Genomic DNA, 21816 nt, shown 5'->3' with positions numbered 1-21816 from the left:
GTGAGATTCCTGAAGGGTTACGCGACGGGGTTCGGCGCGCTGCTCCTGGCGCTGGCGATCATCCTGTCGTCGCTGGTTCCGGAACGCCGCTTGTACGTCTGGAGCGTCGGCGTCTTCGGGACCGTCCTGCTCGCCGCCGGGCTGCTCCTCAACCACGATCGGGTCATGGCCCTGCTCCGGGGCAAGAGAGCGCGCGCCGCCGGCGCCAGCGCCGGCTACGCCCTGACCGTGCTGGCGGTGCTCCTCCTGGTGAATTTCCTGGCGGCGCGGCATCACAGGCGCTTCGATCTGACCGAGAGCAAGGAATTTTCCCTGAGCGAACAGACCGTGAAGGTGCTGGAATCCCTGCCCCGCGAGGTGCGTGTCACAGCCTTTTACGCGGACGCCGAGCCGACCCGATCGAAATTCGACGACCTGATCGGGGAGTACCAGTATCACACCCGCAGGCTGACCGTGCAGACGATCGACCCGTTCACGCACCCCGGCGACGCCAAGCGCTACGGCATCACCGAGGCCAGCACGATCGTGGTGGAGAGCGGCAAGAACGAGAGCCGCGTCACCACCGCCGACGAGGAATCGCTCACCAACGCCATCATCAAGGTCACGAAGGACCGCGAGAAGGTCATCTACTTCACCACCGGTCACGGCGAGCGCGACCTGGGCGTCAGCGAGAAGACCGGGCTGAGCCTCCTGAAGGCCGAGCTCGAGAAGCAGCACTACACGGTCAAGCCGCTGGTGCTGAGCCAGGGCGTGCCGGACGACGCCAGTGTCGTGGTCGTCGCCGGTCCGCAGAAGGCCTTCCTCGACGCCGAGGTCAGGATGATCGGAGACTCTCTGAAGAAGGGGGGGCACCTCCTGTACCTGCAGGATCCCGGGAGCGACCCGGGTCTCGCCGCTGTCCTCTCCGAATACGGCGTGGCGGTGCGCAACGACGTGATCGTGGACAAGGTGTCGAGGCTCTTCGGAGGCGACTACCTCCTGCCGCTCGTGCCCGCGGACGGATACGACGAGGTTCACCCCATCACGAAGACGTTCCGCTACCAGACGATCTTCCCGCTCGCCTCCTCGGTGGAGATCAAGGGCTCGCTGCCGGAAGGGGTCACCGCCACGAAGCTGGCGCAGACCTCCCCGCTGTCGTGGGCCCAGCCGGACAACGGGGAGCTGAAGACCGGCAAGATCACGCTGCGCGAGGGGAGCGGCACGAAGGGGCCGGTCACGATCGCCGCCGCGGTCAGCAGGAAGCTCCCGGATATCCCGAAGCCCGCAACCGAGCCGGCGAAGAGCGCTGTGGGGGAAGCGAAGAGCACCGCCGAGACCCGCCTCGTCGTCTTCGGAGACTCGGATTTCCTGACCAACGGATTTTTCAACGCCTCGGGCGACGGAGACCTCGCCCTGAGCAGCATCGCCTGGCTCTCCGAGCAGGAGGAGCTCGTGTCGATCCGCCCGAAGAGCTCCCAGCCCCGGATCGTGGTCCTGTCGCGGCAGCAGGTCCTTTACTATTTCTTCACCATCGTGGCCGTCGCCCCGATCGCCATCACCGTCGTGGGCGTCGCGATCTGGTGGCGGCGCAAGAAGCTCTGAGGCGCCCTTCAGTGAAGCGCCGTCTCGGCCCCCTCGTCTCGCTCCTCCTCCTCGCCGGCCTCTTCGCCTACGTCTACGTCTACGAGATCCGCGGCCGGGCGGGGGAGGACAAGGTCGACACCGCGAAGGACAAGGCGATCCCGTTCGAGCGCGCCAGACTCAAGGCGATCCGTCTCACCAATGACAGCGGCGCGCTGCGGCTGCAGAAGGAGGGGGACGCGTGGAAGCTCACCGAGCCGCTGCAGGCCGACGCCGACAAGGACGCGGTCGAGGGGCTGCTCAACTCTCTCGAGTTCGCGAAGATCGAAAGACGCCTCGCGAAGTCCGAGGACAGGAAGCAGTACGGACTCGATCCGCCCAAGGCGAGCGTCACGATCGAGACCTCCGCGCCGGAAGGGCCGCGTACGCTCCAGATCGGCGAGAGCAGTCCGATCGGGGGCTCCTATTACGCCCTCCTGCCCGGGACGAACGACGTGGCGGTGGTGAGCTCCACGATCGGCGACGTCACCCGCAAGGAGACGATTTCGCTGCGCGACAAGTCCCTCCTCTCTCTCGACCCGTGGAAGGTGAAGACGCTCACGCTCGAGAGGGGACGGGAGACGATCCGGCTCGAGAAACCGGACGACGGCTGGGTGGTGCGGCAGCCCGTCGAGGCGCCGGCGGACGGCCCGACGATCACGGACCTCCTGAACGCCCTGCAGACCCTGCGCGCCACCCGGTTCGATTCGGAAAAACCGGCGGCCCCGGACCTGAGGCGGTTCGGCCTGTCGCCGCCCCAGGCGCGCCTGACCCTGCTGCAGGAGGGGTGGGACGTCGAGAAATCCGTTCTGTTCGGCAAGGAGGCGGCGGGCGGCGGCCGCTACGCCCGCACCAGCGGCCGCGACCCGGTCCTCACGGTTCCAGCCGACTTCTGGCCCAAGGTCACGACGAGATTCTTCGACCTGAGACGCCGCGACCTGCTCGGTGTGCAGCAGTACCGCGTCGAATCGATCACCCTGGCGCGCAAGGGGCAGCCCGCCCTCACGCTGACGCGCGACAAGGAGCAGTCGTGGACGCTGACCGGGGCCTCGGTCGGAAAGCTCAAGTCCGATTCGGTCGACACGCTCCTCAGGATGATCAGCGACCTGAAGGCCGTGGCGTTCGACGATTCTCCCAAGGAGTCGGTGCGCTCCGGCATCCTCAAGCGTCCCGCGCTCGACCTGACCCTCCAGGAGGAGACCGACACCGCCTCCGGAAAGCAGAAGTCGCAGCACCTCGTGATCTCCGAGCCGGACAGGGCGGGACATATCCTGGTGCGGGACATGGCCTGGCACCCGGTCGCAGTCGCGGCGGCGGACGTCCTGAAGAAGATCGACGCCCAGGTCGACGCTCTCGTCAAGGAGGCCTCCGAGGCGCCGAAGCCGGAGGCGAGCCCTGCGGCATCCCCTTCCCCCGCGACGTCGCCCGGAGCGGTGCCCCGGTAGCACGCCTTCCCGCCTGTAAAAGATTCGTAACGTCCGGAACCCGGATGCGCGTCTGCGCGTATCAAGGGGCGGTTTCGGAAAGTGAGGTGACGCCATGATGAGCCAGGCGATTCAGATCAGCGAGAAGTGGATGGGGAACAGGGCTGTCGTGCGCCTGTCCGGGCGAATCCTGTCGGGGGCGACGGCGGGAAGACTTCTGTCGCGCGTGCGCGCGGCGTGCAGACGGGGCATGCGGGAACTGACGATCGACCTGGCCGGACTGTCCGCCATCGACTGCGGCGGCATTGGGGCGCTCCTGGTCTGTCTCCAGGACGCCGAGCGCAACGGCGCCACCCTGAGGGTGACCCGCGGCAGTGCCCCGGTCCGCTCCATGCTGGCGCAGAGCTCGCTCCTGGACGTGTTCGAGCGCGGCGGGCTGCCGGGAAAGCACACCCGCCGAGGCGCCGGTCAGGACATTCCGCTTCTTCTCGCGGGCTGAGGGCCCGGTCCGACCCCGGCCGGCGCCTCAGTTCACACGTCTCGGCACCGCACCGCTTCCCCGCGGCCGATCAATCGCGCGCAGCAACCCGGCCGCGTCGGTGTCGCCGGGGTCGGCGTCCAGGAGATTCCGCAGTTCCAGCCGCGCCGCATCGAGACGTCCGCCGTCCGCGAGGAGGACCGCGAGGTTGTATCGGGCGTCGCTGTTCAGCGGATCGATCTCCAGCGCCGCTCGATAGGCCGCCTCGGCCCCGGCCCGGTCGCCCCGTCTCTTGAACAGCAGGCCGAGGTTCGCCTGCGCCGCCGCCAGGCCGGGATTGTCTTCCAGGGCGCGCCTGAACGAGCGCTCCGCCTCCTCCAGATCTCCCGCACGCAGGTGGAGCGCACCCAGGTTGTTGCGCGCCTCCGCCAGGCCCGGATCGATCGTCAGGGCCCTCTGGAAGGCCGCCGAGGCCTTTTCGATCTCGCCGCGCAGCAGCAGCGATCGTCCGAGGGCATTCCAGGCGGGGGCGAGATCGGGATCCCGTCTGACCGCCTCGGCGTAGGCCACCGTCGCGGCATCGGCGAGTCCCGACGCGCGATAGGCCTCCCCGAGAAGGTAGTGGGCCGTGCCGCTCTCCGGGTTGGTGGCGGCCGCCTGCGACAGGGCCGCCACCGACTCGGCCAGGAGTCCGGCGCGCAGCCCGGCGATCCCGGCCGCCAGGTAGGGGTCGCCGAGACTCCAGAGGTCGGCGTCCTTCAATCCCGAAACGATGTCCAGCCTGAGGTCGCGCCGCCGCGCCAGCTCCCGCAATTGTGCCGCGAGCTCCGGCTCCCGCGCCGCGATCCCCTCGGGCAGGATCGAGAACACCGGCCGGCGGATGCGGCGCAGCAGGGCCACCTGCTCGCGCAACGTATCGCGGAACATCGTCAGGGGGGCCCGGGCCTCCAGGTAGAGGTCGTCGTCGGTGTGCGGCCGGGCGTCCCGCGCCAGCAGGCGCAGGCCGTCGGGTCCGCTGACGAAGCGGGCGAGCAGGTCGGCGACCCCTTCGAGACCGCCCCGTTTCAAGTCGCTCCAGGCCTCGCGCCGGTCCTCCCGCTCGAGACGTGCGGGGTCGGGCCGCAGGGGAGCATCGCCGCCCAGAAGAAAATAATCCCCCCCGCCCGGCGACTCCTCCCAGAGCGTCGCGTCCGGAAAGACCTGCACGAACGAGGCGACGACGCCCCGGAAGTCCTCGGGGGAAAGACGGTAGGCCTGCACCCACTGGCAGAACAGTCCGCCCGGGTTCAAGCGCGCGCGCACCAGACGGTAGAACTCGACCGTGAACAGGTTGGACACGCCGACGACCCAGGGGTTGGACGGCTGCGACGTGATGACGTCGTACCGATCGGGCCTGGCGAGCAGCCGTCCGCGCGCGTCGTCCACGACGACCCGCGCCCTCGCATCGTCGAGGGCCCGGCCGTTCCACGGATCGAACAGGCGCGCCGCCTCGATGACGACCGGGGCGATCTCGATCACCTCGATCGAGCGCAGCGGATGACGCTCGGCGGCCCCGAGAGTGATGCCGCTCGCGAGGCCGATCACCAGGGCGTTCCTGGGTCCGGGGTGCAGCAGGAGAGGCAGGTGGGCCGACAGGAGCTGGGTCGTCATGTCCCCCCCCGTCGAGGCCTCGGTCTTGCCGTTGATCTGCAGCGACTGGACACCGGCGGGGCTGCGGCGCACCGTGACCAGCCCGACGCCGTCTTCGCGAGAGAACAGGATCTCGCCGCGTCGATGCATCAGGTCGCGCAGATGACCCCGCCCTTGGGACGCGGAGCGGTAGATCGGCCCGTACAGAAAGCCCCCGCCCGACATCAGGTCGGGATCCCAGCCGGGCAGAACGATGCAGAGCCCGAGCGCCAGCAGGACGAATCCCAGGCCCCCGAGCGCGAGGGATCGTCTGCGCAGCGGCAGGAGCGTCAACGGCCAAACGGCCATCGCCATCGACGCGCAGGACGCCAGGAGCAGGGAGCGGCGCGTCCCGAGGAGCGGCAGCGCCGCGAAGCCCGCGATCAGGACACCGAGGACCGAGCCCCAGGTCGAGGCGGCGTACAGTCGTCCTGCAGTCCGGTGCGCGTCCCCGGGCGCGCCCGGAGCCAGGGCCGCGAGGGCGGGGAAGACCGTCCCCTGGGCCATGGTCGGGAGGATGAGGAGCGCGGCCACGACCGCGAACTGCAGGACGAGAAGCGCCGCGGATGTCGTTTCGATCGATCCCGAGACGAGGGCGGCGACCACCGGCAGCCGTCCCAGGATAGGAACCAGAAGAAGAGAGAACAGCCCCGCCGCCCCGAGGGCCGCGCCCGCCAGCCAGGGCGAGGGGCCGCGCGCCAGACGCCGGCGCACGAGGAGCGGGCCGGCGCCCAGGCCGAAGATATAGGCGCCGAGCGTGGCGCCCAGAGCGTACACGGTCGACCCGAAGGCCAGCGCCGCGACGCGCGTCCAGCCGATCTGCAGAATCGCCCCGATGGCTCCGGAGAGAAGGGCGGCGAGCGGGAGGACGAGCCGCCCCGCGAGGGGATGCGACCGGCCTGGCGCGGGCGCGGCCGGAGGCGGCCGAGTCCCCGGTGCCATGGCGTATGGGGCCTCGGCCCGGTACCGTCGGAGGAGGAGTGCTGTGACGGCCGCGACGGCGTTGATCGACCCGGCGGCGAAAAAGGTGGCGCGCGTTCCAAGCAGAGGAAGACTCGCGAACGAACCGAGGATCGCTCCGAGCGCGGCCCCCAGAGTGTTCGCTCCGTAGAGCAACGCCAGGGTCGAGCCCGCGGGCGCGCCACGCGAGGCGGCCTCGCGCACGACCCAGGGAAGCGTCGCCCCCATCAGAAGGGTCGAAGGGGTCAGCGCCGCTACCGCCATGAGGAAGCGCAGGAGGGCGAGGAGCCGATCGGATCCGCAGAAAGGGCCGGCGAACACCAGGACCCGGGGGAGCGTCCACACGATCACGGGGGCCAGGAGGCCGCAGATCGCCAGAAGGCCTTCGAGCGCCGCGTACACGCGCAGCGGGTCGCGCGGCCGGCCGGCGCCGCGCGCGGCGAGCATCGAGCCCAGGCCCAGGCCGCCAAGAAAGGCGGCGAGGACCGCGGTCAGGGCCACAAGCGAGTTGCCCAGGCTCTGACCGAGCGCGCGCGCCCAGGCGACTTCGTGCATGAGCCCGGCGCATCCCGAGAGGAGGAAGATGAGCGCGAGGGCGCGCAATGATCCTGCGGCTCGCGTCACCGGTCGCCGCCGGGAAGGAGCCGCATCAATGTCGGAGAGTGCGCTTCGGCGGGCGCTTCAGGAGCAGGCGCACCAGCTTCTCCTCCGGCCAGGCGGAGCCGCTTTCGGAGAGGATGAGCGGAAACTCGCGCACCTCCCCGTCGACGCGCGCCGCGAAGCGCGGGGCGAACGAGTCCATGGCACCATAGAGGGAATCGGCGCGCAGCTCGTGCATCGCGCCGTCCATCTCGGTGACGCGCAGCAGGGCGACCGCGCCGTCCGGCGGGTAGGCGATCTCGATCTGGCGCACCTTGGAGAACTTGAACTTCGACCAGTCAGCGAGCCGCACACAGCGGCACTCGCGCCGACGATCCTCGATGTCCACGCGCTCGCCCCTCGCCTCTTCCGAGCGGGGTGCATGCCGGCTGTAGTAGATGCGCTCGAAGAACACGAATCTCAGATCCCTGGCCGGGATCGTCCGCTCGCCCCCCGGCGACTCGAGGACGAGCGTCGGGTTGCCGGTCGGAGTCTTCGGCTCGCGGGTCGCACCGGAGGCCTCCAGGCAGAACACGGATGCGGTGCACAGGAGAAGGAGGACGGACAGCCGGTGCTCTGGGAAGGAGATCACTCGCGGACGAACTGGATGTTCACCAGGGCCGAGTGCACGACGTAGATGGTGCGGTTGTTGTCGGCCGGGTCGGCCGGCACCACATAGAATCCCTGGCGATTCGGGTCGTAGTCGAGGCTGTATCCGAAGATCTTCTCGCCGTCGTAGAACTCGATCACCGTCTTGACCAGCGGGCCACTGGCCCCCTTGGAGGCCCGCTTCGCCGTCGGGAACCCCGCCACCATCCCGGTGTGCTTGTCCTTCCGGCCCCAGGTCTTGACGTGGAACAGGGCCTTGAGGTCCTGCAGGCGGATCTCCTGGGACGCGGCGACCTGGCCCTCGCGGCGCACGAGATGGAACGAGTCGCGGGTGGGGTCGAAATCGCGCGAGAACCCCTTGGTCACCCGGCCGTCCTTGAAGTGGGCGACGAGCTTGGAGTTGCCGCCGATGGCGACCGTCCCCCTGGCAGAGGGCCGGACCGCTTCTTGCCCTGTCTCGAGGTTGGGGCTAATATCGATTCCCCGCTTGAGTCAGTAGCCGAGTTCCGGGAAGAACCTCTTCAGGACCAGCTTGGCAGCGAACAGCAGAGTGAGCGGGATCCCCAGTAGAAGGAGGGCCTGGACCGCCGCCTTCCAGCCGGGGAGCGGGTCGGCGGGCACGAGGCTGGGGCGGCCTGTCTGGGCCTGCTGTCCCGGAGGGGTCGCCCCGCCGGGTCTGCGGTTCGGCTTCGCCATGGCCGGCGATCTATATCACAAGCGCCGGGAAAAAGTCGCGCGCCTCGGACCTGTGCCGATCTTCCCGCGGGTGGCAGAAACGGGGTATATTCGTTATGTTGCGTGGGGAGAATGGCGAGATGACGATTGAACAGGCCCTCAGGCACGAGCACCTGGGGAACCTGCCTCTCTCCAAGCCGGCGACCGTCCCGCCCGGCACGAGCCTCGAAGCGACCCTGCGGCTGATGCGCGAGCAGGGGCACGGCTGCGTGCTGGTGTGCGAGGGGGATCGCCTGGTCGGGATCTTCACCGAGAGAGACGTCCTCAACAAGCTGATCGGGAGCGGCGTGAGCGAGACGGAAACCGTCGACCGCTTCATGACCCCGCATCCCGCGTCGCTGACACCCCGGCACACGCTCGGGGACGCCGTCCGGCTGATGACGGAGCACGGTTACCGGCACATCCCGCTCCTGGACGAGCGCGGCCGCCGGGCCGGCCTGGTGGCGGCGCGCGACATCGTGCACTACATCGCGGAGCATTTTCCGGCGGAGGTGGTCAACCTGCCTCCCCGACTGAATCAAGTCTTCAACACCCCGGAAGGAGCCTGAGTGAGTACACAGACCGAGGTCGTCCCCTCCAAAGCCAAGGTCACCGAGCTCGACACTGTCGTGATACGTTTCGCCGGCGATTCCGGCGACGGCATGCAGCTGACCGGGACGCAGTTCGCCGACACGACGGCCATGGTCGGCAACGATCTGGCCACCCTGCCCGACTTCCCGGCCGAGATCCGCGCCCCCGCCGGCACGCTCGCCGGAGTCTCCGGCTACCAGATCTCGTTCTCGTCCCACGACATCAAGACGCCGGGCGACCAGCCGAACGTACTGGTGGCCATGAACCCCGCGGCCCTGAAGACCAACATCGGCGACCTCGAGGAAGGGGGCATCCTGATCGTCGACATCGACGCCTTCACCGAGGGGAACCTTTCGAAGGCTGGGTACAAGACGAACCCGCTCAAGGACGGCGGTCTCGCCGGCTTCCGGGTCTTCGACATCCCGCTCACGGCCCTGACCCTGAAGGCGGTCTCGGAGGCCGGACTGAGCGGACGGCAGGCGACGCGTTGCAAGAACTTCTTCGCCCTGGGGCTGGTGTTCTGGCTGTACGAGCGCCCCGTCGATTACACGCGCGATTGGATCGAGAAGAAGTTCAAGAACAGCGAGCAGATGGCCAAGGCCAACACGCTCGCCCTCCAGGCCGGTTACAACTACGCGGACACGACGGAGGTGTTCACCACGCACTTCCGCGTGCGCAAGGCGAATCTCGAGCCCGGCACCTACCGCAAGATCACGGGGAACGAGGCGACGGCGATGGGGTTCATCAGCGCGGCGCTCATCTCGGGCCGCCCGCTGTTCTACGGCTCCTATCCGATCACGCCGGCGAGCGACATCCTGCACGAGCTGTCGCGTTACAAGAACTACCCGGTCACCACCTTCCAGGCAGAAGACGAGATCAGCGCCATCGGGGCGGCGATCGGTTCCGCCTACGGCGGCGCCCTCGGACTGACCGGGACGAGCGGCCCGGGCGTGGCGCTGAAGAGCGAGGCGATCGGGCTGGCGGTGATGACCGAGCTGCCGCTGGTCATCGCGAACATCCAGCGCGGCGGGCCGTCGACCGGTCTGCCGACCAAGACCGAGCAGGCCGACCTGATGCAGGCGATCCTCGGGCGCAACGGCGAGTGTCCGGTGGCGGTCGTCGCCCCGGCCACGCCGGCCGACTGCTACACCATGGCGATCGAGGCGTTCCGCATCGCCACCAAGCACATGACCCCCGTCTTCTTCCTGTCCGACGGGTATCTCGGAAACGGCGCCGAGCCGTGGAAGATCCCGGGCCCCCAGGACCTGCCGAAGTTCGAAGTGAAGTTCCGCACCGAGAAGGAAGGCTTCCAGCCGTACCTGCGCGACCCGAAGACGCTGGCGCGCCCGTGGGCCGTCCCCGGGACGCCCGGTCTCGAGCATCGCATCGGGGGACTGGAGAAGGAGGACGTCACCGGCAACGTGTCCTACGATCCGGAGAACCACGAGAAGATGGTCCGTCTGCGCGCCGAGAAGATCGCCCGCATCGCCGACGACATCCCGCCGGTGCGCGTGATGGGCAAAGACACCGGCAGGCTGCTCGTGGTCGGATGGGGGAGCACGTTCGGGGCGATCGCCTCGGCGGTCGAGGAGCTGCAGGCGAAGGGGCAGCCGGTCTCGTCGATCCACCTGCGCTACCTCAACCCGTTCCCCGCGAACCTGGGGGACGTCCTGAAGCGATTCGACAAGGTGCTGGTCCCCGAGCTCAACCTGGGGCAGCTGCGCATGCTGATCCGCGCCCGATACCTGGTGGACGCGATCGGTCTCAACAAGGTCCAGGGAAAGCCGTTCAGGGTCTCGGAGATCACGAAGGCGATCGAAGGGATCCTGCGAGGATAAGAGTCCATGGGCATAGACGTCAAAGAGCCGAAGCCGACACGGGCCGATTTCGCGACGGATCAGACCGTCCGCTGGTGCCCCGGCTGCGGCGATTACTCCATACTGGCGCAGGTTCAGAAGGTAATGCCCGAGTTGGGCATAGCGCGCGAGAACATCGTGTTCGTGTCCGGGATCGGCTGCAGCAGCCGGTTTCCTTATTACATGAACACGTACGGCTTCCACAGCATCCACGGCCGCGCCCCCACGATCGCCACGGGCATCAAGGTCTCGCGCCCCGACCTGTCGGTCTGGGTGGTGACGGGCGACGGCGACGGATTGTCGATCGGCGGCAACCACCTGATCCACGCCATGCGGCGCAACCTCGACATCAAGATCCTGCTGTTCAACAACCGGATCTACGGCCTGACCAAGGGGCAGTACTCGCCGACGAGCGAGTTCGGCAAGAAGACCAAGTCGAGCCCGTTCGGCACCGCCGAGCAGCCGATCAACCCGCTGGGTGTGGCCCTGGCCTCCGAGTGCACCTTCGTGGCGCGCTCGGTGGACATCGACACGCACCACCTGTCGTCGATCGTGGAGCGGGCGGCACGGCACAAGGGGACCGCCTTCATCGAGATCTACCAGAACTGCAACATCTTCAACGACGGCGCCTTCGACGATTTCGTCGCCCGCGAGGTGCGCACCGAGCGGATGGTGCAGCTCGAGCACGGCAAGCCGGTCATCTTCGGGAAGGATCGGCGCAAAGGGATCCGCCTGCGCGGCGTGCATCCCGAGGTCGTGACGATAGGCGAGAACGGAGTCACGGAGAAGGATCTCCTGGTCCACGACGAGGCGGCCCAGGAGCCGACCCTGGCGTACCTGCTGTCCCGGATGACCTATCCCGATTACCCGGTCCCGGTCGGGGTTTTCTACCGGGCCGACCGGCCGCGTCTGGAGGAGATCCTCGAGCAGCAGAGCATCCAGGCGACCGCGCGGCTCGGGGCGGGAAGCATCGAACGACTGCTCAAGTCGGGCGCGACCTGGACGGTGACCTAGCGGCCCTCCGCGCGCGGCGGCCCGCGGTGGATTCTACGCGAACGAGAGGAGACCATGACCTGCCCCGACTGCGGCCACGAGAACATCGACGGCGTGGACGCCTGCGACCACTGCGGTCAGGACCTGAGCTCGATCGACATCCCCACGCCCCAGGGAGGACTGCAGGGCACCATCCTGAAGACGCCGCTTCGAGACCTCTCACCGGCGCAGGCGCTCATCGTTTCGCCGCCCGAGCCGGTCGCCGACGTGGTGCGGAAGATGCGCGAGCGCCGGCTGGGAAGCGTGCTGGTGATGGACGGCGGCCAGCTGGTCGGCATCTTCACCGAGCGTGACGCCCTGACCCGCCTCACCGGACAGACGTTCGACCTGAAAACGCTTCCCGTGCGCGAAGTGATGACCAAGGATCCCAAGGCCCTCAGGGACGAGGACACGGTCGCCGCCGCGATGCACTACATGGCCGTCGGCAACTACCGCCACATCCCGATCCTGACTCCGGGCCTTCCGCCGCGTTTCGTGTCGGTCCGCGGCGTCCTGCGCTTTCTCAACGATCACGCGCGGTAGGCCTCACGTCGCCTTGCGACCCGCCATCTTCGACAGCCGCTCCTTCGGATAGGCCGCTACGATCTCGGCGACCACCGCGTCGGCGGCAACCGCGGCGGCGCCGGGTCGCTCGTCGGGATTGCCCCAGGTGAAGCCGGCCTGGTAGTCCTCCGCCGACGTCGCCCCCTCGGACATCGCGGCCTCGTCCACCGCCTCCTGGAACTCGGGAGGGAGCTGTCGGCTCACCCGGGTCCCCGTCTCGTCCGAGGCTCGCACGCCGTACGGAATGTCCTTCCAGTACATGATCCGGACCTGGGCCATCAGCCGTGAACCTCAGTTCCTTCCGGTATCGTGAGCGCGCCGATCAGCAGCCCCGCGTGAAGCACTGACCACCGGACTTGGCGCAGAAGCTGCCCGCCGACCGAACGCATCCGCCTCCCACCGAGGCGCACGTCTTGTCGGCGCAGTGGGTGGCGGCCTGCGTCGACGACTGCAGACTGGAGAGCGCCGATAGGTAGGGCGAGTCCGCGGGCATAGACGACGGGACCAGGATGTGCAGCAGGGCGACGACCGTCACGGCGGCGGCGAAACACAGGACGAACCTCATCGGACGTTTCATGCGCATTCTCCAAGCCGGCCCCGGGACCTCCCCCGCCGCGGGCCGGGGGCGCGCCGGGGAGGGTGGCGTCGCCGCAGGCGAAACGCCTCGGCGAACGCGCGCCCATCTCTATCATCGAACGGAGAGCCGGCGCAAGGCAGGAGGAGCGGCGGGATCGAATCTCGGCCCGCGGGGAACCCCGATGAGACACAATAGGCGGGCTGTCATCCATTCCGAGTGGAGGTGCGCATGACCGTGCAACGCGAGCTCGATATCGCCCACGCCACCTGTCCGTGCTGGGACCCGCAATGGGGCTCCCGGAAGTGCCGCAACTGCGAGTCCCAGGGGAAGCACATCATCGACGACTGCGAGTGGCGCGGCCACGCCGCGATCGACCGCATCGTGGGGGCCACGCGCCTCGACGACCTGGAGAGGATCAAGGCCTTCGTGGACCGGGACGCGACGATCTCGGGAGAGGTGAGGAAGACCCTTCAAGGCGCGTCCTAGGACGCCTGTGCTATTCTGCCGCCCGCTGGATCCTCCTGGGTGGGGGCACTATCCGGATGCATTTTCCATCGTCGCGCACGGCGATTGTCGTCGCCCATCCGGGTCACGAGCTGCGCGTGCACGGCCTCCTGTGCGCCGCGCGGCCCCGGCTGTTCGTCCTCACCGATGGCTCGGGACGCTCGGGAGCCTCGCGCCTCGCCTTCACGACCGCGCTTCTCGAAGCGGCGGGCGGCGTCGCGGGTCCGATCTACGGACGTCTCACCGACGCGCAGGCCTACGCGGCCATCCTGGAGGGAGAGTTCCATCGCTGGATCGCCCTGGTCGAGGAGCTGGCGGCGGCGCTGGAGGAGGACAGGATCGACTGCGTGGCCGGCGACGCCGTCGAAGGATTCAATCCCACCCACGACCTGTGTCGGCTCCTGATCAACGCCGCCGTCGAGCTGGTTCGCCGCCGCACCGGTGCCGCACCGCGCAATTTCGATTTTCCGCTCGATGGACCTCCGGGGCCCTGTGGCGAGTCGCTGCTCCCGCGGGCGCTGACGCTCCGGCTCGACGATGATGCCTTGGCGCGCAAGATGCGGGCCGCCCGCGCCTACACCGCGCTCACGGGGGAAGTGGACGCCGCGTTGCGGGATCACCCGCAGGAGGCGTTTCGCGTCGAGTGCCTGCGCCCGGTGGAGTACGCCCTCGATCTCGACGGCCTGATCGACGATCCGCCGTTCTACGAGACCCACGGAGAGAGGCAGGTCGCCGCCGGGCACTACGACCGCGTCCTGAGGTACCGTCAGCACATCGTCCCGATCGCAGCGGCCCTGCGCGCCCGGATCGCAGCGGAAGGGTGATGGCGGGCCTGCGAATCCTCATCACGAATCATAGCCTGGCCGCCCGCGGCGGGTCGGAGACGTACGTGCGCGACCTGGCGGTGGGGCTCGTGCGGCGCGGCCACACGCCTATCGCCTACAGCACGCGTCTGGGGGACATGGCCGCCGAGCTGCGCGCCGCGACGGTGCCGGTGATCGACGATCTGGGCCTGCTCGGCGCTCCGCCCGACCTGATCCACGGCCAGCATCACCTGGAGGCGATGACCGCGCTGCTGCGCTTCCCGCGCGTCCCGGCGGTGTTCGTCTGCCACGGCTGGCTCCCCTGGGAGGAGGCGCCGCCACGCTTCCCGCGCATCCTGCGATACGTCGCGGTCGACTGGACCTGCCGCGACCGTCTGCTGTTCGAGCACGGCATTCCGGAGGAGACGATCCGCGTTCTGCTCAATGCGGTCGATCTCGAGCGCTTCGCGGCGCGCGGCCCGCTCCCCGATCGACCGCGACGGGCGCTGGTCCTGAGCAACAACGCCTCGGAGCGCACCTACCTCGGCGCGGTGCGCGAGGCCTGCGCGCGAACAGGACTCGAACTCCAGATCGTCGGCCGGGCGGCGGGATCGGAGAGCGACCGGCCCGAAGCGGCGATCCGCCGGGCCGACATCGTGTTCGCCAAGGGACGGTCGGCGATCGAGGCCCTGTCGGTCGGGGCGGCGGTCATCCTGTGCGACGCGGTAGGCGCCGGGCCTCTGGTGACGACCCGGAATCTCGAGCACCTCCGCCCTCTGAATTTCGGCGTGAGGGCGCTGCGGGACCGGATCGATCCGGACATCCTCGCGGAGCGCGTTGGGGCCTACGACGCCGCCGATGCCGCCGAGGTGTCGCGCCGCGTTCGCGCGAAGGCCGGACACGAGGATCTCATGGACGAGATCCTCGAGCTCTACCGGGAGATCCTGGAAGAGTACCGGGACGGCGCGCCCGAACCACCCGCTTCGGAGGCACGGGCGGTCTCGGACTATCTCCGGTTCCTGTCGGCGCCGCTCGAGAACCACGTGCGTCGCCAGCGACGCCGTCTTGCCCCTGGCCCGCGCGTGCGTGAACGGCTCCTGCGCCTCATCGGGGGCGGCAGAGTCCCGCGTTAGACGGTCAGGCGATCCCGTTGACGACATCCCGCGGGAGATAGCCGAGGTGCTCCAGAAGAGCCGTCGAGATTGCGAACTTCTGGAAATGCACGAGCTGCCGCCGGTCGTACCCGTGAGGCACTTCGATGCGAATCCGGTGAACATGATCGGCCACTGTCACGTCGTAGGCCAGAGTCATGACGACCTCCTTCGGAAGCAGCATGCCCCGGAGCGGATCGGACGGCAATCCGTGAGGTGCTGAATCAGGGGAGGGCAAATCCCCCAAAGCCCCGGCAGACTACAGGCAGGCGCGCGTACGGCAGAAGTCCCCGACCCCGCAGTCCGTGCGCGAGCCGTTCAGATGGACGCAGCGGGTACCGGTCGCGTCGCAGGTCCTGTTGCTGCACCTCGACGCGGCCAGGGCGACCTGTCCCGCGGTCAGGCTCGCGAGAGCTGAAGCGTAAGGGGAGCGATCGTTCGCCGGCACCGACTGCGACGCGACCGCCACGAATGCGACGACGACCGCGAGAGCGGCGACTCTCAGGACGAAACGGGAGCTGCTTCGCATCTGCGTCACCTCAGCAGGGATTGTTCGAGCAGAGACCGCGGCCGTACTTCGCGCAGTGATAGTTGTCGACGTTGCCGCAGGAGATGTTGTAGCGCGACCCGCCGACGCAGGCCTTGTTGTTGCAGTAGGCGGCGGCGTACACCTGACCGACGGCGACACTCGACAAGGCGGAGAGATACGGCGTGCGCGTCGGCGCCGGCGTGCCGAGGAAAGACAGGATCAGTCCCACCGCCACGACCACGACGAGACAGCGTAGGGCATACTTGATGCTGATCCTCATGAGACGAACCTCCTTCCGGGAATGCCCGCCCGCAAAGCGAAAATTATTGGTGCCGAAGACAGGACTTGAACCTGCACGGCCCGGAGGCCACTAGACCCTGAATCTAGCGCGTCTGCCAATTCCGCCACTTCGGCACGCTGAAAACTCTACCACTTACGGGCGGCGGCACGCCAGTACCAACCCAGAAGTCTCCACCAAGTCTCCACGGGCGGATTCCGGTCGAGAGAGATGCGCTCCCGCGAGTGCCGGGGCACGTTGTATCCCGCGTCGAACAGTTGGCCGTGCCGGTCCGCGCAACCGATCAGGGCGGCTCCGGTATGCGCAACCGGGCCCGCCCTACCTCTTCCACTGTACCAAGAACAGCACGATCCAGCAAAGGAGGGTTACGCCGCCTGCGGCTGCACCATCGATCCACGTCGTCAGGTGACCCGTCGTGCCGAAGCCGAGGCCCACGACGAGAGGGATCAGTAGGTAGAGGTACCGGGGGTTCGAGGTGAAGGGATACAACAGATCATAGGCGGTTCGCCCGACCGATTCCTTCCCGGCGTTTGTAACAGCCGTCTCGGTGGCTGGCGTGAATTGGGTTCCAGCGTCCAGCGGGCCGGCGCTGCTGCGCACCGCAAGCGCAGTAGTCTCCGGAGCCTCTTGAAGGTCGGTCTCGCCTGCGGACGGTGTCGTTGAGAGGATGGCCCCTTTCTGACGGTTGCGGCGGGCCATTGTCAGATCAGGATGTCGTGATAGGCGGACGCCGCCTTCCACGCGGAGTCGTTCGACTGCTGGAGCAGCGCGCTGATCTTCCGCTCATCCATCGGACCCGGATTCGTGCGCCAGTGGTCCAGATCCAGGAAGAATCCAACCTCGGGAATCCGATCCTTCTGGGCCCCGAGCGAGGTTTCCGTCTTCGCCTGTGCGCTCTGCATGGGACCACCTCGGACCCTGATGTGAGTTTCCCCCCGCTTGAGGACGACGATTTGACCGTAGTCCTCGATCTGCGCGTCGAACACCTCGGTCAGTTGCTTTGGCTGCGGCATCCTCTCGCTCGTTTTCTTCAGCAGCCCCGCGAACGAGTCACGAGTCGGGAACAGGATCTGGGATCGGAACCCGAATCGGACCACATCGGGCAACTTGTAGCCGTCCACGGCGAAAACGTCGCGGATGAAGCGCATGGCGCGGTCGTGCATGTACTGCCGTGTGTCGGGTGTCCGGACCACGTACCCGATATTTCGGTGGCTGACGAATCCGATCTCCCGCTCGTCCTCATCGGTCGGCTTGAAGTCGACCCGGCTGTCGGTGATGCTCCAGACAGACATCTGTCCTTTGGCTGCAACCGCATCCGCGATCCGCCCCCGAATATCGAGCAGCGCGCCGAAAGCGCGGTATCGGATCTCCAGTACGTGCTCGGAGACCACGTTTCTCTCATCAAGGGGCATTGACTGGCACCTCCCGGGACGGACGAGTTCACTCGGGGCGTGTGACTGTTCGAGCAGGTTACAGGTGCCGGAGAACGTCCGTCAAGACCCAGCGGGTCACCTCTCGGGCTCGTCGTGACGTGATACGATCCCGGACCGTGATCACCATCCGCCCCCCGGCACAGTTCTCGTGCAGGACCAGCCTTGCGGGCTGCCTTCGGCAAATGGATCTGACGGTCCCGCCACCGGCCGAGGAGGTGACCCTGGACCTAACGGACCTTGCCTTTATCGATCCAGTCGGCCTGGTGTCTTTGTGGGCGTGGAAGAACCGGGTACAGGCCACATGCCGAGGGTTCACGCTGACGAGACCCCGCAGCGCCGACGTGCAGAAGTACTTGGACGTAATGGATTTTTTCAATCCGACGCCCCAGAATACCGGCAGCCAGATCAGTTGGGGGAGCAGCGGGATCTACTTTCCCGTCCACCATCTTCGGGAGCCGGGGGTTGGGGTCGTGGAGAACCTCGCGTCTGAATTGGCCACGACGTTCGGAGATCACGTGCCCGGGACTACGTCGGCGCTGGCCTACTGCTTCCAAGAGGCCATGGACAACGTATTTCAGCACGCCGAGTCGCCTGTCGGTGCTGTGGCCGCTGCTCAACTGTTTCCGCACACCCCGCGCCGGTGGTGTCAGGCTTCGATCGCCGACATGGGGGTCGGCGTGCTTAGATCGTTGCGTCGATCCCCCGAGCACGCTGACCTGCCCTCGGACGAGCAGGCGCTCCGTCTGGCGATTCAGCGCAACGTGACGTCGACCGCCCCTTACGTCGGGATGTACGGTGGATCGCGCCCGGGAATGGGTCTGTACATGATCTCGGAAGTGTGCCGCCGGACCGGCGGAGAATTGATGCTCCTCAGCGGAGACACTCTCCTGCGCGTCGAGCGGGGCGGCGAGACGGTCGAGAATCTGCCTCGCTGGAACGGCACCATTCTCACGGTCCGGCTGTCTGCGAACGTGCTCGATAATGCTGGCGATGTGATCTCAGAGATCAGGCGCAGCCTCCGGGGCCCTGTCCCCGAGGGGCTCGCCCAGTTCGAGGACTGATGATGGCCACGTTGCGGTTCAGCACCAGCGGGACCAAGTACCTCGGCAGTAGATACACCGCGAAGCACTACCGCGACGAGATTCTGCGCGCCGTGCAGGCGGGTGATCAGCCGATCATCCTCGATTTCTCTGGCATCGAGTCCGTGACCGACTCTTTCACCGACGAATTGTTGGGGGCCCTGATCGCAACCGCCGACATGCAGATTCTGCCGCTGCTCCGGTTCAAGGGCTGCTCCGCAGCCGTGCGCACCGCCATAGAGACGCTGCTGGCTGAAGTGGTCGAGCGGCGGGCCCGGGAATAAGACTTTCCCTCGCAATTGGTCTCAACCAAGTCTCCACGGATTGCTCCGGGGTTAGGTGGGGTTTCAGTGGTAACAGGTGGAGACATCTACGGATAGCGCGATCCTCGCGGGGTTGTCCCTCTGAGCGTTGAAAGTTGACGGTGGTCCTCAGCCCAATGACATCATTGGGTTGCCAAAAGGAGGAACCACCGTCATGGAGAAGCATCGCACGAAAGCACCTGTCGCGGATCCCATCTTTCCCTCTTTGACCCCGGCCTCGAGCAGCCAACTGCTGCTTCGGAGGTCCGTCCTGGACACACGGCTTGCCTTGCGCGACTTCCTGCTCGCCGCTGGGCTGCAGGAGTTGCGGAAAGCTTTCGAGGCGGACCGCACGCTGCTCTGCGGCCCCAAGGGGAAGGTCCAGACCGACCGGCGGGCTTACCGGCACGGCCACGATGTGGGCGAGCTCGTGCTCGGGGGCCGCAAGGTACGCATCGCGAAGCCGCGAGCACGCAGTGTCGACGGATGCGAACTGGAGCTGCCGCACTGGCGCCACTTCGGCCAGGAGGACCCGCTGGATGAGAGGGCGCAGCGGCAGATCCTGCTCGGGGTAAGCACGCGAGGCTACGCCGACAGCCTGGAGGCGCTGCCGATCGAGCTGCCCGAGAGGGGCACGCGCCGCTCCAGCGTGTCGCGACGGTTCGTGGCCCGCACGGCGCGGGCGGTGGAAGCGTTCCTCAGCCGGTCTCTTGGAGGTGTCGACTTCCCGGTGCTGCAGCTCGACGGTGTCGTTCTCGACAAGCACCTGGTGCTGACCGCTCAGGGAATTGATGCGACGGGGCGCAAGCAGGTGCTGGGAGTCGCTGAAGGCAGCAGCGAGAGTGAGGAGGTGGGCAAGAGTCTGCTCCAGAACCTCATCGGGCGCGGTCTGGTCGTCGAACGCGCCCGGCTGTTCGTGATCGATGGTGGCAAGGGGGTGCGCAAGGCGATCCGCAGCATCTTCGGAACTTGGGCCCTGATCCAGCGCTGCCAGGTCCACAAGATGCGCAACGTGCTCGAACACCTGCCTGAGCGGCAGAAGGCATGGGTGCGCGCCGGGATTCGCCGCGCCTGGTCGGCGCCAACGGTGGGCCGAGCCCGGGAGCAGCTCCGGACCCTGGCCACGCAGTTGCGTGCGGATCATCCGGGCGCTTCGGCTTCCATCGAGGAAGGGCTCGACGAGACGCTCACGGTCATCGCTCTCGGAGTCGTCGGGTCGCTGCATCAGACTCTGCGCTCGACCAACCCGATCGAGAACATGCAGGGAACCATCCGGCGCGTCACCCGCAACGTGAAGCGCTGGCGGGACGGGTCGATGGTGCTGCGCTGGGTCGCGACGGCCCTGATGGAAGCGGAGAAGAAGTTCCGTCGGGTGAAGGGCTATCGGGACATGCCGCAACTGCTCGCGGCTCTGGACGCCACCGTCGGCGTCGAGGCTCTCGACAAGAAAGTCAGCGTGGCGTAAAACGTGAACCAGGATCACCGTCGACTTTCAACGGAGAGCGGGACATCCCCATCCTCGCGGTTGGTGATACCAGCTTCGCTGGAATCTCTGACTGTCAACGGGTTGCGGGGGAGTGGCGCTACCCTGAATCTAGCGCGACTGCCAATTCCGCCACTTCGGCACGCCGGGTCGTACGTTACCAAAAAACGCCGGAGGAGCCAGGGGAGGGATCGGAAGAGCCGGGAAGGGGGCGTGGAGGAGAAGAGGCGGGGCCGGAAGACCGCCCGGCCCCGCCACGAAGACCTAGCAGGCCGAAGAGGTGCAGCCGCCGCTGACCGAGCAGTTGGATCCGGTCGCCTTGAAGCAGGTGGGGCCCTTGCGGGGATCCTTTTCGCACGTCTTGTTGTTGCATCCCGGAGCGGCGAGCGCCGATTGAACCGCCATGCCGGAAAGCGCCGACAGGTATGGTGAACGGATCGGCGACGAGACGCCGCTGACGATCTGGGCCGTGGCCAGGACCGCCACGATGAACAGGATGCGGGCCGTGATGCGACGAGTTCGTTGAGTCATCATCTCCTCCACGTTGAGAGCGCGCCAGGAAAGGGTCGGGCGGACTCCATGTACCACGAGCGGCGCACCCGCGCAACGCCGTTCTTCCGGCGATCGAACCCAGCCCGCCCGAATGACAGGATCAGCAGGCGGTGATCGTGCAGACGTTCCCGCTGGCGGAGCAGTTGTAGTTCACGGGGGCCTGGTGACAGGTCGGGGACTTGCGACCGGGCTCCTTGGCACAGTACTTGGAGTTGCAGCCGGGGGCGGCGAGGGCCGTGCTCGGGCCGAGGGTCGACAGGGACGAAAGGTACGGCGAGCCGCCGCCGGGCGGCGTGCCGGCGACGATCTGCAGCGCCGCGACGACGGCCACGACGAGTGTCAAATGCAACGCGAACCGAAGCGAACGTGTCATTCGATCCTCCTCCTAGCAGGTCGAAGAGAAGCAGCCGCTTTTGACAAGACAGGTGACCCCGGGACCGGCCTTCACGCAGGCGGGCCCGCGGCCGGGCTCCTTGGCGCACGTCTTGTCATTGCAGGTCGGCGTCGCGAGAGCGGACCCCGCGGCGAGATCGGAGAGCGCTGACAGGTAGGGCGAGCGTCCTTTCTGCAGGGTCGAGGTCACGATCGGGACGACACTGAGAACGATCAGGATAGCGGCCGTGCCGGCCGCCACCTTGAAGCCTTGACGCATGGTTGGTTCCTCCCTTGGGCGACGACGGACTGTCCTTTCCATTTACCACGCGCGAGGCACGGGTGCAACTTGATTGTGCGCGGTCTACCGCGGCGTGTGGAGACGCGTGATGCTCAACGCTCCCGTCTCAAGTAGCGGATATAGTCGCCGACCGCATCGGCGTCCTCCGGCGACAGGACCGGCCGGTAGGCCGGCATCTGCAGGCGCTGCCGGTTGATGAAGAAGCGCGCCACGCGCTTGCTCGCGAGACGATCGATGCCGCCGTCGAGGACCCACTGGCGCAGCTCCTGCGCGTTCAGGACCAGCTCCGGGTAATCGG

Annotated in this window: 28 protein-coding genes and 1 tRNA gene; 13 read left to right on the top strand and 16 right to left on the bottom strand. The window is 67.5% G+C overall.

The window, feature by feature from the left end; translation table 11 throughout:
• The 3 genes from VEW47_00815 (at nt 1) to VEW47_00805 (ending at nt 3522) form a co-directional block, all read left to right on the top strand.
• The gene (locus tag VEW47_00815; GenBank protein ID HYS03710.1) at nt 1–1581 is read left to right on the top strand and encodes a Gldg family protein; all 1581 of its coding nucleotides are present in this window, start codon (nt 1–3) and stop codon (nt 1579–1581) included.
• Between the two features lie 11 nt (nt 1582–1592).
• Nucleotides 1593–3044, top strand: coding sequence for a DUF4340 domain-containing protein (locus VEW47_00810; protein HYS03709.1), 1452 nt, complete (start codon nt 1593–1595; stop codon nt 3042–3044).
• Between the two features lie 97 nt (nt 3045–3141).
• Nucleotides 3142–3522, top strand: a complete 381-nt coding sequence (locus tag VEW47_00805) for an STAS domain-containing protein (GenBank protein HYS03708.1) — start codon at nt 3142–3144, stop codon at nt 3520–3522.
• Between the two features lie 27 nt (nt 3523–3549).
• Here VEW47_00805 and VEW47_00800 read toward each other — a convergent pair whose 3' ends face one another.
• The 4 genes from VEW47_00800 to VEW47_00785 all read right to left on the bottom strand — a co-directional run bounded on the left by VEW47_00800 (nt 3550) and on the right by VEW47_00785 (nt 8073).
• On the bottom strand, nt 3550–6753 hold the full coding sequence (locus tag VEW47_00800; protein ID HYS03707.1) for a fused MFS/spermidine synthase: 3204 nt from the start codon (nt 6751–6753) through the stop codon (nt 3550–3552).
• Nucleotides 6754–6778: 25 nt separating this feature from the next.
• Nucleotides 6779–7360, bottom strand: a complete 582-nt coding sequence (locus VEW47_00795; protein ID HYS03706.1) for a hypothetical protein — start codon at nt 7358–7360, stop codon at nt 6779–6781.
• The gene (locus tag VEW47_00790) at nt 7357–7743 is read right to left on the bottom strand and encodes a hypothetical protein (protein ID HYS03705.1); all 387 of its coding nucleotides are present in this window, start codon (nt 7741–7743) and stop codon (nt 7357–7359) included. Before VEW47_00790 ends, VEW47_00795 begins: the two co-directional genes overlap by 4 nt.
• Nucleotides 7744–7869: 126 nt before the next feature.
• Entirely contained in the window at nt 7870–8073 is a 204-nt protein-coding gene (locus tag VEW47_00785) for a hypothetical protein (protein ID HYS03704.1), read from the bottom strand.
• Nucleotides 8074–8192: 119 nt separating this feature from the next.
• Between VEW47_00785 and VEW47_00780 the strand changes: the two genes are divergently transcribed.
• The 4 genes from VEW47_00780 to VEW47_00765 are packed head-to-tail and all read left to right on the top strand — an operon-like array spanning nt 8193 to nt 12113.
• Complete coding sequence (locus VEW47_00780; GenBank protein ID HYS03703.1) at nt 8193–8660, top strand: CBS domain-containing protein; 468 nt, start codon at nt 8193–8195, stop codon at nt 8658–8660.
• Nucleotides 8661–10520, top strand: a complete 1860-nt coding sequence (locus tag VEW47_00775) for a 2-oxoacid:acceptor oxidoreductase subunit alpha (protein HYS03702.1) — start codon at nt 8661–8663, stop codon at nt 10518–10520.
• 6 nt (nt 10521–10526) lie between these two features.
• Nucleotides 10527–11552 (top strand): 2-oxoacid:ferredoxin oxidoreductase subunit beta, encoded by a 1026-nt coding sequence (locus VEW47_00770; protein HYS03701.1) that lies wholly within the window; start codon nt 10527–10529, stop codon nt 11550–11552.
• A gap of 54 nt (nt 11553–11606) precedes the next feature.
• Nucleotides 11607–12113 (top strand): CBS domain-containing protein, encoded by a 507-nt coding sequence (locus tag VEW47_00765; protein ID HYS03700.1) that lies wholly within the window; start codon nt 11607–11609, stop codon nt 12111–12113.
• 3 nt (nt 12114–12116) lie between these two features.
• Here the strand turns inward: VEW47_00765 and VEW47_00760 are convergent, their stop codons facing one another.
• Both VEW47_00760 and VEW47_00755 read right to left on the bottom strand, forming a co-directional pair.
• Complete coding sequence (locus VEW47_00760) at nt 12117–12413, bottom strand: virulence factor (GenBank protein HYS03699.1); 297 nt, start codon at nt 12411–12413, stop codon at nt 12117–12119.
• A gap of 43 nt (nt 12414–12456) precedes the next feature.
• Nucleotides 12457–12711, bottom strand: a complete 255-nt coding sequence (locus VEW47_00755; protein HYS03698.1) for a hypothetical protein — start codon at nt 12709–12711, stop codon at nt 12457–12459.
• A gap of 228 nt (nt 12712–12939) precedes the next feature.
• Between VEW47_00755 and VEW47_00750 the strand changes: the two genes are divergently transcribed.
• The 3 genes from VEW47_00750 to VEW47_00740 are packed head-to-tail and all read left to right on the top strand — an operon-like array spanning nt 12940 to nt 15151.
• Nucleotides 12940–13197: a hypothetical protein gene (locus VEW47_00750; GenBank protein HYS03697.1), complete on the top strand. Its 258-nt coding sequence runs from the start codon at nt 12940–12942 to the stop codon at nt 13195–13197.
• Nucleotides 13198–13253: 56 nt separating this feature from the next.
• A complete protein-coding gene (locus tag VEW47_00745; GenBank protein ID HYS03696.1) occupies nt 13254–14039 on the top strand; it encodes a hypothetical protein in 786 nt (261 codons plus the stop codon).
• The gene (locus VEW47_00740; GenBank protein HYS03695.1) at nt 14039–15151 is read left to right on the top strand and encodes a glycosyltransferase; all 1113 of its coding nucleotides are present in this window, start codon (nt 14039–14041) and stop codon (nt 15149–15151) included. The genes VEW47_00745 and VEW47_00740 overlap by 1 nt, the downstream gene beginning before the upstream one ends.
• A gap of 4 nt (nt 15152–15155) precedes the next feature.
• Here VEW47_00740 and VEW47_00735 read toward each other — a convergent pair whose 3' ends face one another.
• The 6 genes from VEW47_00735 to VEW47_00710 all read right to left on the bottom strand — a co-directional run bounded on the left by VEW47_00735 (nt 15156) and on the right by VEW47_00710 (nt 17408).
• A complete protein-coding gene (locus VEW47_00735; protein ID HYS03694.1) occupies nt 15156–15353 on the bottom strand; it encodes a hypothetical protein in 198 nt (65 codons plus the stop codon).
• A gap of 75 nt (nt 15354–15428) precedes the next feature.
• Nucleotides 15429–15698: a hypothetical protein gene (locus tag VEW47_00730; GenBank protein HYS03693.1), complete on the bottom strand. Its 270-nt coding sequence runs from the start codon at nt 15696–15698 to the stop codon at nt 15429–15431.
• Nucleotides 15699–15708: 10 nt separating this feature from the next.
• On the bottom strand, nt 15709–15978 hold the full coding sequence (locus tag VEW47_00725) for a hypothetical protein (protein ID HYS03692.1): 270 nt from the start codon (nt 15976–15978) through the stop codon (nt 15709–15711).
• 47 nt (nt 15979–16025) lie between these two features.
• Nucleotides 16026–16112 (bottom strand) — tRNA-Leu (locus VEW47_00720).
• Nucleotides 16113–16314: 202 nt separating this feature from the next.
• Entirely contained in the window at nt 16315–16695 is a 381-nt protein-coding gene (locus VEW47_00715) for a hypothetical protein (protein ID HYS03691.1), read from the bottom strand.
• Nucleotides 16696–16697: 2 nt separating this feature from the next.
• Entirely contained in the window at nt 16698–17408 is a 711-nt protein-coding gene (locus VEW47_00710; GenBank protein HYS03690.1) for a hypothetical protein, read from the bottom strand.
• A gap of 203 nt (nt 17409–17611) precedes the next feature.
• Here VEW47_00710 and VEW47_00705 point away from each other — a divergent pair, with 203 nt between their 5' ends.
• The 3 genes from VEW47_00705 to VEW47_00695 all read left to right on the top strand — a co-directional run bounded on the left by VEW47_00705 (nt 17612) and on the right by VEW47_00695 (nt 20275).
• Nucleotides 17612–18490, top strand: coding sequence for a hypothetical protein (locus VEW47_00705; protein ID HYS03689.1), 879 nt, complete (start codon nt 17612–17614; stop codon nt 18488–18490).
• Entirely contained in the window at nt 18490–18792 is a 303-nt protein-coding gene (locus VEW47_00700; GenBank protein HYS03688.1) for an STAS-like domain-containing protein, read from the top strand. The genes VEW47_00705 and VEW47_00700 overlap by 1 nt, the downstream gene beginning before the upstream one ends.
• Before the next feature lie 193 nt (nt 18793–18985).
• On the top strand, nt 18986–20275 hold the full coding sequence (locus VEW47_00695; GenBank protein ID HYS03687.1) for an IS256 family transposase: 1290 nt from the start codon (nt 18986–18988) through the stop codon (nt 20273–20275).
• Between the two features lie 282 nt (nt 20276–20557).
• Here the strand turns inward: VEW47_00695 and VEW47_00690 are convergent, their stop codons facing one another.
• From VEW47_00690 to VEW47_00675, 4 genes are all read right to left on the bottom strand, one after another.
• Entirely contained in the window at nt 20558–20824 is a 267-nt protein-coding gene (locus VEW47_00690) for a hypothetical protein (GenBank protein HYS03686.1), read from the bottom strand.
• Between the two features lie 121 nt (nt 20825–20945).
• A complete protein-coding gene (locus VEW47_00685) occupies nt 20946–21218 on the bottom strand; it encodes a hypothetical protein (protein HYS03685.1) in 273 nt (90 codons plus the stop codon).
• Nucleotides 21219–21230: 12 nt separating this feature from the next.
• A complete protein-coding gene (locus tag VEW47_00680; GenBank protein HYS03684.1) occupies nt 21231–21497 on the bottom strand; it encodes a hypothetical protein in 267 nt (88 codons plus the stop codon).
• Between the two features lie 113 nt (nt 21498–21610).
• The coding region (locus VEW47_00675) for a cytochrome c (protein HYS03683.1) at nt 21611–21816 on the bottom strand (206 nt) is incomplete at its 5' end.

The organism is Candidatus Dormiibacterota bacterium (assembly GCA_035635555.1).
Taxonomy (GTDB): domain Bacteria; phylum Acidobacteriota; class Polarisedimenticolia; order Gp22-AA2; family Gp22-AA2; genus Gp22-AA3.
The sequence above is the reverse complement of the archived record's forward strand: the minus strand, read 5'-3'. Positions and strand labels throughout refer to the sequence as shown.

Coding starts and splice junctions, on each gene's coding strand:
- VEW47_00805 (HYS03708.1), top strand. CDS start 3,142: ATGAGCCAGGCGATTCAGATCAGCGAGAAGTGGATGGGGAACAGGGCT.
- VEW47_00785 (HYS03704.1), bottom strand. CDS start 8,073: ATGGCGAAGCCGAACCGCAGACCCGGCGGGGCGACCCCTCCGGGACAG.
- VEW47_00780 (HYS03703.1), top strand. CDS start 8,193: ATGACGATTGAACAGGCCCTCAGGCACGAGCACCTGGGGAACCTGCCT.
- VEW47_00770 (HYS03701.1), top strand. CDS start 10,527: ATGGGCATAGACGTCAAAGAGCCGAAGCCGACACGGGCCGATTTCGCG.
- VEW47_00765 (HYS03700.1), top strand. CDS start 11,607: ATGACCTGCCCCGACTGCGGCCACGAGAACATCGACGGCGTGGACGCC.
- VEW47_00760 (HYS03699.1), bottom strand. CDS start 12,413: ATGGCCCAGGTCCGGATCATGTACTGGAAGGACATTCCGTACGGCGTG.
- VEW47_00755 (HYS03698.1), bottom strand. CDS start 12,711: ATGAAACGTCCGATGAGGTTCGTCCTGTGTTTCGCCGCCGCCGTGACG.
- VEW47_00750 (HYS03697.1), top strand. CDS start 12,940: ATGACCGTGCAACGCGAGCTCGATATCGCCCACGCCACCTGTCCGTGC.
- VEW47_00745 (HYS03696.1), top strand. CDS start 13,254: ATGCATTTTCCATCGTCGCGCACGGCGATTGTCGTCGCCCATCCGGGT.
- VEW47_00740 (HYS03695.1), top strand. CDS start 14,039: ATGGCGGGCCTGCGAATCCTCATCACGAATCATAGCCTGGCCGCCCGC.
- VEW47_00735 (HYS03694.1), bottom strand. CDS start 15,353: ATGCTGCTTCCGAAGGAGGTCGTCATGACTCTGGCCTACGACGTGACA.
- VEW47_00730 (HYS03693.1), bottom strand. CDS start 15,698: ATGCGAAGCAGCTCCCGTTTCGTCCTGAGAGTCGCCGCTCTCGCGGTC.
- VEW47_00725 (HYS03692.1), bottom strand. CDS start 15,978: ATGAGGATCAGCATCAAGTATGCCCTACGCTGTCTCGTCGTGGTCGTG.
- VEW47_00715 (HYS03691.1), bottom strand. CDS start 16,695: ATGGCCCGCCGCAACCGTCAGAAAGGGGCCATCCTCTCAACGACACCG.
- VEW47_00710 (HYS03690.1), bottom strand. CDS start 17,408: ATGCCCCTTGATGAGAGAAACGTGGTCTCCGAGCACGTACTGGAGATC.
- VEW47_00705 (HYS03689.1), top strand. CDS start 17,612: ATGGATCTGACGGTCCCGCCACCGGCCGAGGAGGTGACCCTGGACCTA.
- VEW47_00700 (HYS03688.1), top strand. CDS start 18,490: ATGATGGCCACGTTGCGGTTCAGCACCAGCGGGACCAAGTACCTCGGC.
- VEW47_00695 (HYS03687.1), top strand. CDS start 18,986: ATGGAGAAGCATCGCACGAAAGCACCTGTCGCGGATCCCATCTTTCCC.
- VEW47_00690 (HYS03686.1), bottom strand. CDS start 20,824: ATGACTCAACGAACTCGTCGCATCACGGCCCGCATCCTGTTCATCGTG.
- VEW47_00685 (HYS03685.1), bottom strand. CDS start 21,218: ATGACACGTTCGCTTCGGTTCGCGTTGCATTTGACACTCGTCGTGGCC.
- VEW47_00680 (HYS03684.1), bottom strand. CDS start 21,497: ATGCGTCAAGGCTTCAAGGTGGCGGCCGGCACGGCCGCTATCCTGATC.